A 15,703-nucleotide genomic window follows, 5' to 3' on the forward strand; every position below is an offset into this window, starting at 1 on the left:
TCCGCGCCGCCGGAACACTACTGAGGAGAAATACACATGGGATCACTTGAGGGCAAGGTCGCACTCATCACTGGCGCTGCTTCCGGAATGGGCAAGGCGATGGCGATCGGCTACGCCGGAGAAGGTGCGCATGTCGTTATCGCGGACCTGAACCTTGACGGGGCGAAGGAAACCGCCGAGGCCATCCGGGCCACGGGAGGAGCGGCCTCCGCCGTCTCCCTCAACGTCGCGGATCCACAGCAGTCAAAGGCCGTCACCGAAGACATCGTCAACGAGCACGGCCGGATCGACATCCTGGTGAACAATGCGGGCATCGGCCTGATCAAGCCCCTATGGGAAACCACTCCCGAGGAGTGGGACCGCATCATGAGCGTCAACGTCAAGGGCCTGTTCTTCCTGACCCAGGCGGTCTGCGAACCCATGCGGAAACAACGCAGCGGCAAGATCATCAACATGGCCTCCATCGCCGGCCGCCGCGGAGAAGCCCTTGTTGCCGCCTACTGCGCCTCCAAGGCCACGGTCATCTCGATTACGCAGTCAACCGCAATGGCAATGGCCGAGTACGGGGTCAACGTGAACGCCATGGCACCGGGCATCGTCGACACCCCCTACTGGAAGGAAGTCGACAAGCAGTTCGGTGAGATCACAGGCAAGGCCGAAGGCGAGACGTTCAAGAGCGCCGCGGACGCCATTCCGCTGGGCCGGACCTCCGTGCCCGAAGACGTCGTGCCCCTGGCGATCTTCCTCGCCGGCCCGGGCTCGGACTACATCACCGCCCAGACCTACAACGTCGAGGGCGGAATGGTCATGAGCTGAGGCCCCGGCCTCCCCTCGCCCAGCACCCTCCCGATTTCGAAAGGACCGTTGTGAGCGTTTCCATCCTCACCGAAAATTCCCTGCTTGGACCATCCCCCGCCATGCTCGTTGGAGGACAATGGATCTCCACCGAAAAGAGCCGCGCCGTTGAAAACCCGGCCACCGGTGAAGTGATCACCGCGGTTCCCGAAGCCGGCCAGGAGCACCTCGAGGAGACCCTCGCGGTGGCCTACAAGGCGCAGAAGCAGTGGGCGCGGCGCACCTACGCCGAGCGGGCCGAGGTTCTTGGCTCGATCATCCGCACCGTCGACGAACATGCCGAGGAACTGGCGCAGATCGTCGTCGCCGAACAGGGCAAGACGATCACCGAGGCCCGCGGGGAAATCGGTGGCGTCAAGGCCTTCTTCGACTTCGCGCAAAGCCAGAAATACCGAAACGTCGGCGAGGTTGTCGCGTCGTCGGCGGCCAGCCGCCAGCTCATGGTGCGGGAGGAACCGATCGGGATCGTTGCAGCGATCATCCCGTGGAACTTCCCCGCGGCGATTTTCGCCCGCAAGGTGGCGCCCGCGCTGATGGCCGGCAACGCCATCGTGCTCAAGCCCAGCGAAATGACTCCTCTTTCAGCCCTCGCCATGGCCAAGGTCTGCGAGAAGGCCGGCGTCCCGGCCGGACTCGTGAGCGTACTGACCGGCGCCGGCAGGGAAATCGGCAAGGCCCTCGTTGAACACCCCCTGGTCGGCATGGTCACAGTGACCGGCTCCACCCGCGCCGGCCGCGAGATCCTGGCCCAGGCCGCGGAGAAGGTCATCCCGGTGTCCCTTGAACTGGGCGGCAAGGCCCCGGTGATCGTCTTCGACGACGCCGACCTGGACCTTGCAGTGCAGGAGGCGTTCGAGTCGCGGTTCTGGAACTGCGGGCAGGTGTGCACATGCAACGAGCGCACCTACGTCCAGCGCGGGGTGCACGACGAGTTCGTGCGGCGCCTCGTGGAGAAGATCCGTGGGTTCGTCGTCGGCGATCCCCTCGATGACGGCAGCCAGATGGGCCCGAAGGTCTCCCAGGCCGAATGGGACAAGGTCAAGGCCTTTGTCGACGGCGCCGTCGACGCCGGTGCCCGGCTCGAGATCGGCGGCGGCCGACCGGAGGACCGCGCGGACGACAAGGGGTTCTGGTTCGCTCCGACCGTCCTGACCGGAGTCACCAACGACATGGACATCGTTCAGCAGGAGGTGTTTGGGCCGGTGCTGCCCATCATTCCCTTCGACACGTACGACGAAGTGGTCGAGTACGCGAACTCGACCGACTACGGCCTGACGGCGTACGTCTACACCGAGAACGTGCGGACGGCCCTTTCCCTGACCGAAGACCTCGAATTCGGTGAGGTGTACATCAACCAGACCGGCCCGGAGCAGGTGCAGGGATTCCACACCGGGTGGAAGATGTCGGGCCTCGGCGGGGACGACGGCCAGCACGGCTTCGAACGCTACACCCGCAAGAAAACCGTCTACCTGGATTACCGCCGCGGCAGTTAGCGCGCACACGTTCAACGCCCCGGCCGAAGCGGCCGGGGCCGCGGTCAGCACGTCACTCAACAAGGAAGTTGGAACAATGAAATCGCACTCCACCCCAATCCTTAAGTCCCTTGCCTGTGTAGCCGTCCTGGGGTTCACCCTGACCGGCTGCACAAACACGGGAACCAACGCCGGCGGCTCCGGAAGCGGGACCTCAGAGGCACCCCAGGGCTCCGAGCAGTCCGTCGCCTCCTCCGAGGGGCCGACGTGCTCCATTGAGGACTACGGAGCCGAGAAGATCGACCTGAAGAACGCCGTCGTCGGGTTCTCGCAGTCCGAAAAGGAAGACAACCCGTTCCGGATCGCCGAAACCCAGTCGATCAAGGACGAAGCGGAGAAGATCGGGGTGAAGAAGCTGATCACCACCAACGCCCAGTCCACCCTGTCCAAGCAGATTTCCGACATCCAGGACATGATTTCCCAGGGCGCCCAGGTGCTCATCGTCGCTCCCCTGAATTCCGATGGGCTTGAGCCTGCCCTCAAGGCGGCCCGGGACAAGAACATTCCCGTCATCACCATCGACCGGAAGGTCAACGCGACCCCCTGCGAGGACTACGTATCCTTCCTGGGATCGAACTTCGTCGAGCAGGGCAAGCGGGCCGCCGATCAGCTGATCGAGGGCACCGATGGGAAAGCGAAGGTCGCGATCCTGCTCGGATCCTCCGGCAACGGCGTGACAATCGACCGCACCAAGGGGTTCAAGGACCAGGTCGCGGCTGAAGCGCCGGACGTCGAGATCGTGGCGGAGCAAACCGGCGACTTCGCCCGCGACAAGGGCCAGTCAGTTACCGAGCAGCTCCTGCAGGCGAACCCCGACATCACCGCGATCTACGCTGAAAACGACGAAATGGGACTGGGTGCCCAGGCGGCAATCATCGCCGCAGGGAAAACCCCGGGCACCGACATCCAGATCTACTCCATCGACGGCACCAGGAATGCCGTGGAGCAGATCACCGCAGGCTCCTACAACGGAGTGATCGAGTCCAACCCCCGCTTCGGTCCGCTGGCGTTCAAGACGATCACCGAGTTCATGGAAGGCACGCCGGTGGGACAGGACATCATCATCTCGGATTCCGAATACGATCCTTCGAATGCTGCCGAGCGCGTGAGCTCCGCCTATTAAGCGCACTGACGGCGGGGCCGGCACTAAAGCCGGCCCCGCCTCCAACACCGTTCCAGAAAGGCAGCAAGCGTGACACAGCAGCTCAGCACCGCCCCATCGGCGTCAGTGCTCGAAGCCCGCGGGGTGGGTAAGAACTTCGCCGGCGTCGCGGCCCTGCAGGACGTTGACTTCGTTCTGCGGGCCGGTGAAAGCCTGGCCCTCATGGGAGAGAACGGCGCCGGAAAATCGACGCTGATCAAGGTGCTCACCGGGGTGTACCAGCCGGACGAGGGAGAACTGTTCCTCCACGGCAAACCGGCCAGCTTCGCCCGGCCCGTCGACGCCCAGAAATCCGGAATCAGCACCATCTACCAGGAGGTCAACCTCGTCCCCCTGATGACGGTCGCCCAGAACATCTTCCTTGGCCGTGAGCCCCGGAACCGTTTCGGCCTCATTGACTTCAAGCGGATGCAGGACGAGGCACGCAACCTCCTGGCGACGTACGACATCCATATCGATGTGCGCCGGCCCCTGCGCAGCCTCGCACTGGGGCTGCAGCAGATGGTCGCACTCGCCCGGGCGGTTTCGATCGACGCCCGCGTGGTCATCATGGACGAGCCCACATCGTCCCTGGAAGCCCGCGAGGTGGAAACCCTCTTCCGGGTCATCGGCATGCTCCGCGAGCAGGGAATCGCGATCGTCTACGTCAGCCACCGGATGGACGAGATCTTCCGGATCTGCGAAACCGTCACCGTCCTGCGGGACGGCAAGGTGGTCCACAACGGCCAACTGGCAGACCTCTCCCGGGTTGAACTGGTGGCGCTGATGCTCGGCCGCTCAGTGGAGAAGGTCAAGCGCGGCGGAGTGACCGCCTTCGGGGAGGCCAAGGAAGGCGAGGGCGAGCCCGTCCTCGTGGCCAAGGACCTGAGCCGCAAACACCAGATCAGCGGCATCGGCCTTGACATCCGGCCCGGCGAAGTTGTGGGCCTCGGAGGCCTTCTCGGATCCGGACGCTCGGAAACGCTCAAGGCGATGGCGGGCGTCATGCAGCTGGACGAAGGCAGCCTGACCGTCGACGGGAAGCGGGTCCGGAGCGGATCGGTCGCGACGGCAATCCGGGCAGGGGTGGTCATGCTCCCCGAGGACCGGAAGGCCGAAGGCATCGTGCCCAACCTTTCGATCCGGGACAACATCGTCCTGGCTGCCCTCCCCCGCCTGTCCCGGGCCGGATTCACCTCCCGGGCGAAGCAGGACGCAATCGTCGACGTGTTCATGAAACGCCTGCGGATCAAGGCCTCCAGCCCGAACCAGGTGGTGTCCGAACTGTCCGGCGGCAACCAGCAGAAGGTCATGATCGCCCGCTGGCTGGCCATGAGCCCCAAGGTCCTCCTGCTCGACGAACCCACCCGCGGGATCGACGTCGGCGCCAAGGCCGAAGTCCAGGCGCTCATCAACGAGCTCGCCGATGAAGGCCTCGCCATCGTCCTCGTGTCCTCCGAACTCGAAGAGGTTGTCGAAGGATCCGCCCGCGTCGTCGTCCTTCGGGACGGCTCGGTGGAGCGGGAACTGCGTGGAAGCGAAGTGACCGAGGAACACCTCATGGCCGCTCTGGTCGGAGAAGAACACTCATCGACGGATGAGGATGAAGCTGAGATTAAGGAAAGCCTGTGAGTACGGTAACCGCTGCTGTCCGCCTACCCGGGAAGGGGTCGACCCTTGTCTTCCTCCAGCGGTACGGGGTCTATCTGGCCATTGCGCTGCTGCTCCTGTTCAACCTGTTCTTCACGCCGAACTTCATGACGCTGGATAACTTCCGCGTCCAGTTCATCCAGGTTGTTCCGGTGCTCATCGTGGCCCTCGGCATGGCCCTGGTCATCGGCACGGAGGGCATCGACCTCAGCGTGGGTGCGGTCATGGCACTGTCGGCGGCGGTGATTCCGCTGTACATCGGGTACGGGCCCCTGCCAGCGGCGCTCATCGCCATCGCGGCAGGATGCCTGATCGGCCTGGCCAACGGCACGATGATCGCGCTCATCGGCGTCCAGCCGATCGTGGCGACCCTCTCCCTTATGGTCGCCGGCCGCGGCATCGCGCTCCTTGTGGCCGATGAGCAGCTCAAATCCGTCGTTCATCCGGGCTTCCTCGCCCTGGGCCGCGGAACCGTGGCCGGGGTTCCGTACAGCGTCCTGCTCGCCCTGATCCTCGTGCTTGCGGTGGCGGTGCTGGTGAACCGGACGACCTTCGGCAAGCAGCTCGTCTCGATCGGTGGAAGCCGGCGGGCGGCAGAGCTCTCCGGGCTTCCCGTGAAGCGGATCCTGATCACCGTCTACATCCTTGTCGCTGCGCTCGCTTCAATCGCCGGGATCATCCAGACCGCACGGCTCAGCGCTTCGGTGCCCTCCACCGTCGGCAACCTGATTGAGCTTTCCGCAATCACCGCAGTCGTCATCGGCGGCACTCCCCTCAGCGGCGGCCAGGTGAAAGTCCTCGGAACCGTTGCAGGCGCACTGCTCCTGCAGCTCATCGCGGCGTCGCTGATCAAGCACAACGTGCCCGACGCGTACTCCCAGATCACCCAGGCCGTGATTATTCTCCTCGCGGTCTACCTTCAGCGTGGAAAGGCGTCCATCAAATGAGTCTGGCCTTGGAACCCAGCGTGGGTCCGGTAACGAACCAGCAGGTGACGCGGGAGCGGATCGCGGGGAACGTTCAGCGGTACGGTGCGGCGATCGTACTGGGGCTGCTCCTCGTGATCGGCAGCTTTGCCTTCCCGACCTTCCCCACCCTGAGCAACTTCACCAACATCGCCACGCAGTCATCGTTCCTGCTGATCGTGGCAGCCGGCATGACGTTCGTGATCCTCACGGGCGGGATCGACCTCTCCGTCGGCTCCGTCTACGCGCTCGGCGGCATCCTTGCAGCCTATGGATCGACGTGGGGCATCGCTGGCGCACTGCTCCTGCCGCTCCTGGTGTGCGGGGCCGTCGGCGTCCTCCAGGGACTGCTGATCGCCTACGGGGGCATGGCTCCCTTCATCGTCACGCTCGCGGGCCTGCTCGGCATCCGCGGCCTGGTGTTCGCCCTGACTAATGAGGGCGCAAACACTCCGCTGATCAAGGACACTTCGGTCGCGCTGATGGGTCAGGGCAGCGTGCTCGGCCTGCGCTGGCCGGTGGTGATCGCCGTGATCGTGGTGGTCGTTGGCACTGTGCTGCTCGCCCGCGGCAGGGGGCCACAGGCGATCCTCGCCGTCGGAGGATCCGAAAGCGCTGCCATCCTCATGGGCCTGCCCGTGGCCCGCGTGAAGTTCAGCGTCTACGTGGTGAGCGGGCTCTGCGCCGGACTGGCCGGCGCCCTGAACGCCGCCTACTCCTCCTCGGGGGTCCCCACCGTCGGCGTCGGACTGGAACTGAGCGCGATTGCCGCCGTTGTCATCGGCGGAACCCTGCTCACCGGAGGCCGCGGCAACCTCATTGGAACCACGGCCGGTGTTCTCCTGCTGACCGTGATTCAGAACCTGATCAACCAGGTGGGCTCCCTCACCTCGTCGGTCCAGTCGGTGGTCTCCGGGGTCTTCCTGGCCATCGTCGTGATCATCCAGACGGTGCTCTCCCGGACCCAGCGCCTGTAGCTGGGCGATTTCGGGGCGTCCCACCTGCCGGTCAACGCAGGTAGGACGCCCCGTTTGCGTCTACCACCGTTCCGCTGACCCACTCCGGCGCCCCGCCGGCGAGCCACAGCACGACGGCGGCAACCTCCTCAGGCTCGGCGACCCGCCCAAACGGACTCTGGGCCCGGACCGCGTCGCCCTGGGACCCCTGCAGCACCGGCCGGCCCATTTTCGTGTCCACGAAACCGGGGGCGACGGCTGCAGCGAAGATGCCGTGCGGCGCAAGCGCGACCGCAAGGGACTGCGTCATTGCGTGAAGCGCCGCCTTGCTCGCACCGTACGCCGGGGTGGCCGGCTCGCCCCGGTAGGCTCCGCGGGAACCAACGCTGATGATCCGTCCTCCCGCGGGCCCTTCTGAGCGGTGAAGCAGGTGGTCGGCCATAAGCCACGAAAGGTTGGCCGGGCCAAGCAGGTTCACCTCGAGCGTGCGGCGCCACGCCTGCTGCCACTCGGCAAACGACGTGCCGTCGACAGGGTGGGACTGGAAGATCCCGGCGTTGTTGACGAGGACGTCGATGCCGCCAAGTTCCGCAGCCGCCCCGGCGAACACCTGCTCGCACGCCTCCGGCGAGGCAACGTCCCCGACGACGACGGCGTGCCCGTCGCCCGGGAGTCCGGCCTTCACCCGTTCGGCGGCCTCTGCGTCGTGCCCGGCGTGCACGGCCACCCGATGCCCCGCTTCGGCGAGTGCCGCGGCGATCGCCGCCCCGATGCCGCGTCCGGAGCCTGTCACTAGAATCGATTTCGTCATTTCCGCGACGATACCGAACCGGGGCCCGGGTGGCTATCGGGGCTCATCGGAGGTCGCGTCCCGGCCAAGGTTCACGGCGGTGGCGGCCATCTCATCGGAGAGCTTCAGAACGTCCCACACACCGGCAAGGCGGGTGTCCCCGCTGAACGCCGTCACCGTGGTTCCTCCATTGGCGTCCTCGACGAAGAAGTGGACAAAAACGGGATGCTTCAGGTGGCGGGCAGCTTCCCGGTGCCGCAACTCGGTGACATCCCAGTCCTTGCCCAGCTCCACCCAGAGGGAAGCGCCTATCATCCGTGCGCGGGCCCCCGGTGCGGTGAAGACTGTGCGCAGGTTTTGAAGAGTTTCCTGAACTCCCCTGGCTGATACCCAGGTCTCCTCGGCGGAGAAGTGCTTGGCGGCCGTGCGCCGCATGACGTCGACGGGCAGCAGGACGGGCCGGCGCAGGGAACCGCCCTGCGTGAAAAGCACCGCCAGCACAAAGATTGCCGCGTAGAAGTAGAGGTGGGAGAACGCCGTATGGAGGAATGTATCGCCTGAAAGCTCCCCCCAGATACTGACGGCAAACCACCCCACCAGAGCGATCAGGGCAGTCATGATCTTGCGCAGCGGCGTCGTGAAGTAGAGCATCAGCCGCTGCACCCAGCTCAGCTCCTCGTCGGGTGGCCCGCCGGCAGCGCCCCCATTCGGCCGGTCCGAAGTCATGCGCAAGTGTCGCACGCGCCGGGCGCTTTCGGCAGGGGCGAACCTGCCGAACGCCCGGCCCGCGGACTTTTCCCCTAGGAGTGGACCTTGGGCTCCTTGTACTGGTGCGGGAGCTTCATCGATTTCTCGGCGAGGACTTCGCGCAGCCGGTCCGGGTAATCGGTGATGAGGCCGTCGACGCCGAGGTCGACCAGGGAGGACATCGTGGACTTGTCATTGATGGTCCACGGGGTGATCTGCATTCCAGCCGCGTGCGCACGCTGAACCATGTCGGCGGTGACATACGGAACGTAGTTTCCGTCGTCGACCGTTCCGTTCTGGGGTGAGCCGTGGACCGGGGAGACGGCGTCAAAGCCGAAGTGGGTGGCCGCCTCGATGAGGTCGCCGCCGAAGTCGTCGGCGTCGATGCCGCCGAGCCAGGGCGAGGCGCCGGGCTGACCGACCTGCAGGAAGTCCTTGTTGGTCAGCGCCACCGTCCGGATCTGAGGTGCCTGCTCCTGCACGAGGCGCAGCGCTCCCCAGTCAAAGCTCTGGATGGATACCCGGCGGCTCATCCCTGCCTCTTCGATCTCCCGCAGTGCCACCTCAATGAACTGCTCCCGCGGGGCTGTCTGTTCCGGGGCGCCCGCTTCGACCTTCGTTTCGATGTTGAATTCCACCTGGCTCGCCCTGTACTGCTTGGTCAGGTCGAACAGCTCGGCGAGGGTGGGCATCTTCTCGCCCGGTGCGGTGACCTGGCCGGGGAAGGCGGCAAGCGCCCGGGACCCGCAGTCGAGGGTGCGCACCTGGTCGAACGTGAGGTCCTTGACGTACTTGCCGACGTAGGGGAACTTCGGATCGCCGGGGACCAGGGGCCCGGTGTCCGCGCACTTCCTGCCGTCGATCTTCCGGTCATGGGTGATCACTTCCCTGCCGTCCCGGGTGATCTGCAGGTCGAGCTCGAGCGTTGAAACCCCTGTGCGCAACGCGGTAGCGAATGCCGGAAGCGTGCTCTCCACGGTGAGACCGACCCCGCCGCGGTGCGCCTGGACATCGAAGTGCTTAATTCCGCTGGTGTGGGTGGTGTCGCCGACCGGCGTGGTGTCGCTGCCGGTCAGCGGCGCCTCAGTGGGAATGGCGGCGGCGGGGGCGGGGACGCCCAGTGCCATCCCAAGGCAGAGGACGGCAGCAGCGGGGACAAGACGTGGTTTCACGGGGCTCCTCGATCGGTGGGGTTTGCGCTCCCACCGTCGCTGGAGCCCGCGAACGGACCGGAATCAGCAGGTGGATGGGGTGCGGACTCCCCCTGAACATCCGGCTAACCGGCCCCGCCCGCCGGCAGGGAAGCAGTCAGCCGGACGACGCCGTCCGCTCCGTGTCGCGGACCATTGGAGGCGTGAAGCGGACATCGGTGTCGGGGAAGGACGGGACGGAAATCCGGGCGTGGCTGTGGATTTCGGTGACGGCACTGCGGGTGTGCTCGGCGATCCGCTCCAAGGTGGTCACCCACATGCCGTCGAGTGACTTGACCCGCTCGATCAGCTTTTCGAGGGCAACGGCCCGGGAAGGCCGGCCCGAGATGAACGGATGATTCGTCAAAACGAAGCAGCTTCCCGCCGAGTGGTGGGCTTGCGCTTCAAGGGTCCACATTTCGAGGACCTTAGCTGGGCTTTCGATGACGCCGCTTCCGGTGACGCCCGGGTAGAAGGCGTACTGCTCCCAGTCGTCGAGGGCCCAGTCGACGGGGATCTCGACGAGGTCGCGGGAGTCATTCTCGGCCACGCTGAACCGGTAGGGGGCGTCCCCGTCAAGCAGGCTTGAGTCGTAGAGGAATCCGCGGTCGGCGAGCAGCGCGGCGGAGTGCCAGTTGAACTCCCACCAGGGGGCGCGGTAGCCCACCGGCTCAACCCCTGCAGCCTTGGCCAACGCCTCCAGCCCCCTGTCGATGTACCGCGCTTCGGTTGCTGCGTCGATGCCCTGCATCGGCTCGTGCAGGTAGCCGTGATGGGCTACCTCGTGCCCGCCGTCGACAATGCGCTTCACCGTGTCCGGGTAGCATTCCGCGGTGAATCCCGGAACGAAGAATGTTGCCTGAACGTCCTGGCGGTCGAGGATCTGGAGCAGCCGCGGCACGGCAACCTTGGGCCCGTAGGACTGGTGGGTCATCAGGGACATCCGGCGGGTGCTGCCGGGGTCGTGGGCGATCGTGCAGGATTCGGCGTCGACGTCGAAAGTGAAGGCGGCTGCGGCGCGGTGCCCTTCGGGCCAGGCGATGGGATGGGCGGAGTCTGCGAAGGCGGGATTGTTCATTGTCCTGGTGTCCTTGGGGCTGGGGCTGGAGGCTGGAGACTAGAGGCTGGCGGCCGGGAGGGCCGGAGCCGGAACGCTTGCCGGTTCGCGGAGAGCCGGTTCCTGGTTGGGCGCGGCGTCGGGGGCGGAGCCGGACGCCGACAGGTAGCGGCGGTGGACCCGCGAGCCAAGGATCGCGTAGCTGACGGCGCTGGACAGTCCGCCGGCGAGCCAGGACAGGTCCCATCCGCCGAGGGCAACGGCCACGGGGCCCTGCATCGCCGGCACCAGCCCGTACATGAACAGCCAGGTGGCGAAGATGCCGATGAGCAGTGAGAAAACGCCTGCGAAATTTACGACCGGAAGCCGTTTGGTGCCGACGCGGTCGAACAGCCGTGAGGGGTTTCCGGGCCAGCGCTTTTCGATCCAGAAGTAGTGGACCAGCATTACCCCGCCCCAGGCTGCGACCCAGGCGACGAGGCCGATCAGCCAGGCGTCGAGGACCGCCGCGAAGTCCTCCTGGAAGATGAAGTACACCACTGCGGCGAGGGAGAAGACGCCGACGAACAGGTTCAGCTTGCGGCGGCTGATGGTGATATCGAGTGCCTGGATGGCAACGGAGAAGGTGTAGATGTTCAGGATGTTCGTGGCGATGGGGCCGTGCAGCACCATAAGCAGCACGGGCAGGGCGAGGACGCCGAAGTTCTGGACAATCAGCTTCCCGGGGTCGATCTCGCCACTGTTCGTCGCAAGGCTCGCGCCGAGTACGCCGAGCCAGACGACGGGGATGAACTGGCCGAGAACCGATGCCAGGTACACCTTGCGTTTGGGCACCTCGGTGCTGACGAAGCGGGAGTAGTCGGCGGCATAGGTGAACCAGGTGATGCCCCAGCCGATGCCGATGGCGGTCATGACAGCGCTCATTGCGGCTATCCGCTCGGAACCTTCGAGGATGTTCCCTGCCGGGCCGGCGTAGGACCAGTCGATCTTGATGCCGAACCATGCGACGGCGGACATGACGGCGAGGATGATGATTGTGGGAGGCACCGTCCATTTTTCGAAGGCCGCGATGGCCCTGTACCCGAACCAGGCGATGGCGACCTGGGTGGCCATGATGGCCGTGGCGACGCCGATCTTCCACGCGTAGTTGTTGGCGGTCGGATCCACCCATCCAAGGGTGCCGAAGAGGGCCATGACGAGGTCCAGGATGATCCAGGTGTTAACCGCGCACCAGCCGATCACCAGGAGCGCCTGAATGGCGGCCGGCAGGTAGTTTCCGCGCCGGCCGAACGCGGCCCGGGCCAGGACCATGCCCGTGGCGCCGGTCTTCTGGCCAAGGAGGACGAAGCAGCCGAACAGCAGCATCCCGACCAGGTTGCCAAGCACAAGCACGGTGACTGTGTCGGCGAAGCCCAGTCCGAGGTGGATGCCGAGGGCGCCGAGCACCCAGTTGATCGGGGCAAGGTTGGCGCCGGCCCAGATCCAGAACTGGCCTGAAACTTTCCGGGTCCGCTGGGATTCGGGAATGGGTTGGAGCCAGGCTTCGCAGTCTTCAGCGCCGGTGTGGACGACGGGAGGTTGGGGGGATTGCTGGTGCATTGAGGCCTCCAGAGGGGGATGGATTCCTCAAGATTATGTGGCGCGCACCACACCCACCATATACATTGTGTCTACAGAAATCCCATCCGACGCGACGGAGTGTCGATGCCCATACGCCTCGATGATGCGCTGAAGCATCCGAGTTTCATCGTCGCCGACCCGGTGATCCGGGCCGGGGCCGGCGCCGTCCCCACAACTCAGCTCCGGTGGATCCACTCCAGCGAAGTGTTGGATATCGCTCCCCTCCTGGGGGGTGGGGAACTCCTGCTGACCGGCGCCCAGGCGCTCGCCGTGGCATCCGAGTCCCGCAGGGTCAGCTACATTCACGAGTTGGCGGAGCGCGGTGTTGCAGCCCTCGCCATCGAAACCGGCCCGGCCTTTCCTTCGATTCCGGCATCAATGATTTCGGCGGCGGAAGCAGCGGGCTTTCCGTTGATCGAACTGCGCCGGGTGGCGCCCTTCGTCACCGTCATGCAGGCAATCAATTCGATGCTTGTCAGCCAGTCGGTGTCCAATCTGCAGCGGGCCGACGAGGCCAGCCACGCTATGGCTATCGAGCTGGCACACGGCGGCAGCCTCGACCGGATTCTTGCCGTGCTCGCCGGCATCACCGGGGCCACGGTGGCTTTGACCTCCACAACGGGGTCGACGCTTGCCAGCGCTGCCCCTCCTGTGGCCGGGACAGACGTTGCCGACCCGGAGCGGATAGCAGGAGAGGACGCCCGCCCGATCTCCTTCGACGTGCCCGTGCGCGGAATTCCGTCGGCGCGCCTTGATTTGTATCCGCCCCCCGAGGCCGACGCGAACCTGGCGCGCGTGGCCGGGCGCCGGTCAGTGGACATCCTGGCGCTGGCCTTGCTGCAGCGGATGCCCCCGGGACTGAAGGAGGTGTCCGGCGCGGCGCTGCTTCGCGCTGTCGATTCCGGAACGCAGGTGTGGCGGCTTCAGCAGCTCGCTGCCGCAGCAGGCATTCCGGTCGCCGCGCCGGTCGTGGCCGTCGTCATCCGCTCGCCGCAGACGCAACACCTGAGGGGAGCCGTGGAGCATGTGCTGACCCGGCTCGGCCAACAGGGCGCCAGCTATGTGGACAACGACGAACTTCTGGCCCTGGCGGTCCTGCGCGGTGGGAGCCACGTCGCGAGCCGGTCGGCCCTTCTCGCCGGGCTTGAGACGCTTGATGCCCCGGACGGGACGCTTGGCGCTGTTGGACCGTTGGCCACCGGGATTTCCCAGGCCCCGTGGTCCCTGTCGGAGGCACGTCTCAGCCTGGCGCTGGCGGACGACGCCGCGCTGTCGGCGCCCCGGGCCGCGGCGCCGGGCAGCACAGTTGTGGACGCCGAGAGTTTCGCCGTCGAACGCCTCACGGTCCAGTCGGTTGACAGCGGCCGCCGCGGCAGCTTCGTCCGTCAGCAGCTGGGACCGCTCCTGGACCACGATGCCCAGCGCAATTCGCAGCTGCTCCTCACCTTGGCGACCTGGCTCGATTCAGGCTGCAACACAGCCAGGGCCGCCCGACGCCTGCATGTCGAAAGGCAGTCGATGCATCAGCGGCTGCAGAGGATCTTTGAGCTCTGCGGCGGAGACCCGCGGGAAACCGGACGGCTGGCGGCCCTGCACCTTGCCGCCCGAATTGCCGCGCTACGCTGAGGACAACACTTCGGCACCGCGAACCCCCTCTCCGCGCAGGATGTAGTGCAACAGTGTCGGTCTGTGTGCAACCCGCTACCATTTCAAAAGGTGCCGCCTACCGGCCCATTCATTGAGGCAATCTTCCCTGCACTCCCGCATATTGCTGCCCTGCGCCTCTTGACTGTGGCGCACACCACTCCTACGCTGGTGCAACAGCGTTGTTTCAGATGCAACTAGCTAATTGGTGGACACATGAGTTACGAAACCTCCTCGCCGGCTCCAAGCAACCAGCTGACGGCAACCGACAATTCAGGCGTGAGCACGCAGACGCGGCGCAGGGTCATTGCCGCCAGTTTCATCGGCAACTTCGTCGAATGGTTCGACTACGCGGTGTACGGCTACCTGGCCGTAACCATCGCGACCGTCTTTTTCCCCGAGTCCGACCCCCAGACCGGGCTCCTGCTGACCTTCGCCCTTTTCGCCATCTCGTTCCTGGTCCGCCCGCTCGGCGGATTCGTTTGGGGCCACATCGGCGACAGGGTCGGGCGGAGGACAGCCCTCTCCCTTTCAATCCTGATCATGTCCGGAGCAACCTTCTGCATCGCGCTGATTCCGGGCTATGCCACGATCGGCATCTGGGCGCCGATCCTGCTCCTGGTGCTCAGGATTGCGCAGGGCTTCTCCGCCTCCGGCGAGTACGCCGGAGCATCGGCCTTTTTGGTGGAGTACGCCCCGGCGAACAAGCGCGGCCTTTACGCCGCGGTGGTACCCGCCAGCACCGCCGCCGGCCTGCTGTTCGGTTCGCTGATCGCCGGGCTGCTGACCCTGCTGCTCACCTCGGACGCAATGCACAGCTGGGGATGGCGGCTGCCGTTCCTGCTGGCCGCACCGATGGGCCTGATCGGACGCTACATCCGGACCAAGCTCGAGGACACCCCGGTGTTCCGCGAATTTGCCGCCGAAGATGCGGCAATCAAGGCACCGGTCTTCAGCCTGTTCCGCGACCACTGGCGCCTGCTGCTGAGGGCCGTCGGAGCGGTGCTGCTCAACGCCGTCGGCTTCTACGTGATCCTCAGCTACATGCCGACCTACCTCTCCTCTGAACTGGGCCTTGGAGCAACTGAGTCATTCCTCGCGACAACGATCGCGCTTGTCACCTACATCGGCTTCATCTTCCTGACCGGCATGCTCTCCGACCGCTACGGCCGGAAGAAAGTGCTCATTGCGGCTTCACTCAGCTTCATCGTGCTGACCGTGCCGGCCTTCGCCCTGCTGGGTACCGGGAGCTTCCTGATCATCGTCCTCGTGCAGATCCTGCTCGGCGCAATGCTGACCCTCAACGACGGCACACTGCCGAGCTTCCTTGCCGAAATGTTCCCCACCCGCGTCCGCTACAGCGGCTTCGCAGTCAGCTTCAACCTCTCCAACGCGCTCTTCGGCGGCACCGCCCCCTTCATGGCGACACTGCTGATCGCAACCACCGGCAGCGACCTGGCTCCGGCCTGGTACCTTGCCGCAGCCGCCTTCGTCTCCCTGATCGCCGTCGCGCTGTCCCGGGAAACCTGCAAGGAACCACTGCGCCACGAATAGCC

Annotated in this window: 13 protein-coding genes; 8 read left to right on the forward strand and 5 right to left on the reverse strand. The window is 65.6% G+C overall.

The features are described from left to right. The first annotated feature begins 36 nt into the window (after window positions 1-36). The 6 genes from AC4D2R_RS10775 (at window position 37) to AC4D2R_RS10800 (ending at window position 7,120) form a co-directional block, all read left to right on the forward strand. Entirely contained in the window at window positions 37-816 is a 780-nt protein-coding gene (locus AC4D2R_RS10775) for a glucose 1-dehydrogenase (RefSeq protein ID WP_490939980.1), read from the forward strand. Between the two features lie 50 nt (window positions 817-866). Next, a complete protein-coding gene (locus AC4D2R_RS10780; protein WP_490939981.1) occupies window positions 867-2,348 on the forward strand; it encodes an aldehyde dehydrogenase in 1,482 nt (493 codons plus the stop codon). A 76-nt stretch (window positions 2,349-2,424) separates the two neighbouring features. Then, the gene (locus AC4D2R_RS10785) at window positions 2,425-3,510 is read left to right on the forward strand and encodes an ABC transporter substrate-binding protein (RefSeq protein WP_490939982.1); all 1,086 of its coding nucleotides are present in this window, start codon (window positions 2,425-2,427) and stop codon (window positions 3,508-3,510) included. A 69-nt stretch (window positions 3,511-3,579) separates the two neighbouring features. Continuing rightward, entirely contained in the window at window positions 3,580-5,160 is a 1,581-nt protein-coding gene (locus AC4D2R_RS10790) for a sugar ABC transporter ATP-binding protein (RefSeq protein ID WP_490939983.1), read from the forward strand. Further along, entirely contained in the window at window positions 5,157-6,125 is a 969-nt protein-coding gene (locus AC4D2R_RS10795) for an ABC transporter permease (protein ID WP_490939984.1), read from the forward strand. The genes AC4D2R_RS10790 and AC4D2R_RS10795 overlap by 4 nt, the downstream gene beginning before the upstream one ends. After that, entirely contained in the window at window positions 6,122-7,120 is a 999-nt protein-coding gene (locus AC4D2R_RS10800) for an ABC transporter permease (RefSeq protein WP_490939985.1), read from the forward strand. The genes AC4D2R_RS10795 and AC4D2R_RS10800 overlap by 4 nt, the downstream gene beginning before the upstream one ends. Before the next feature lie 31 nt (window positions 7,121-7,151). Here the strand turns inward: AC4D2R_RS10800 and AC4D2R_RS10805 are convergent, their stop codons facing one another. From AC4D2R_RS10805 to AC4D2R_RS10825, 5 genes are all read right to left on the reverse strand, one after another. Next, window positions 7,152-7,910 (reverse strand): SDR family NAD(P)-dependent oxidoreductase, encoded by a 759-nt coding sequence (locus AC4D2R_RS10805; RefSeq protein ID WP_490939986.1) that lies wholly within the window; start codon window positions 7,908-7,910, stop codon window positions 7,152-7,154. 33 nt (window positions 7,911-7,943) lie between these two features. Next, complete coding sequence (locus AC4D2R_RS10810) at window positions 7,944-8,615, reverse strand: hypothetical protein (protein WP_490939987.1); 672 nt, start codon at window positions 8,613-8,615, stop codon at window positions 7,944-7,946. A gap of 74 nt (window positions 8,616-8,689) precedes the next feature. Further along, window positions 8,690-9,808, reverse strand: a complete 1,119-nt coding sequence (locus AC4D2R_RS10815; protein WP_490939988.1) for a glycerophosphodiester phosphodiesterase family protein — start codon at window positions 9,806-9,808, stop codon at window positions 8,690-8,692. 136 nt (window positions 9,809-9,944) lie between these two features. Beyond that, the gene (locus tag AC4D2R_RS10820) at window positions 9,945-10,904 is read right to left on the reverse strand and encodes a polysaccharide deacetylase family protein (RefSeq protein ID WP_490939989.1); all 960 of its coding nucleotides are present in this window, start codon (window positions 10,902-10,904) and stop codon (window positions 9,945-9,947) included. 39 nt (window positions 10,905-10,943) lie between these two features. Then, window positions 10,944-12,482, reverse strand: coding sequence for a purine-cytosine permease family protein (locus AC4D2R_RS10825; RefSeq protein ID WP_490939990.1), 1,539 nt, complete (start codon window positions 12,480-12,482; stop codon window positions 10,944-10,946). 105 nt (window positions 12,483-12,587) lie between these two features. Here AC4D2R_RS10825 and AC4D2R_RS10830 point away from each other — a divergent pair, with 105 nt between their 5' ends. Both AC4D2R_RS10830 and AC4D2R_RS10835 read left to right on the forward strand, forming a co-directional pair. Continuing rightward, window positions 12,588-14,129 (forward strand): PucR family transcriptional regulator, encoded by a 1,542-nt coding sequence (locus AC4D2R_RS10830; protein WP_490939991.1) that lies wholly within the window; start codon window positions 12,588-12,590, stop codon window positions 14,127-14,129. A 234-nt stretch (window positions 14,130-14,363) separates the two neighbouring features. Beyond that, window positions 14,364-15,701: an MFS transporter gene (locus AC4D2R_RS10835; RefSeq protein ID WP_490939992.1), complete on the forward strand. Its 1,338-nt coding sequence runs from the start codon at window positions 14,364-14,366 to the stop codon at window positions 15,699-15,701. The last annotated feature ends 2 nt before the right edge of the window (window positions 15,702-15,703 follow it).

The sequence above is a fragment of the Arthrobacter sp. TJ-217 genome (assembly GCF_058269255.1).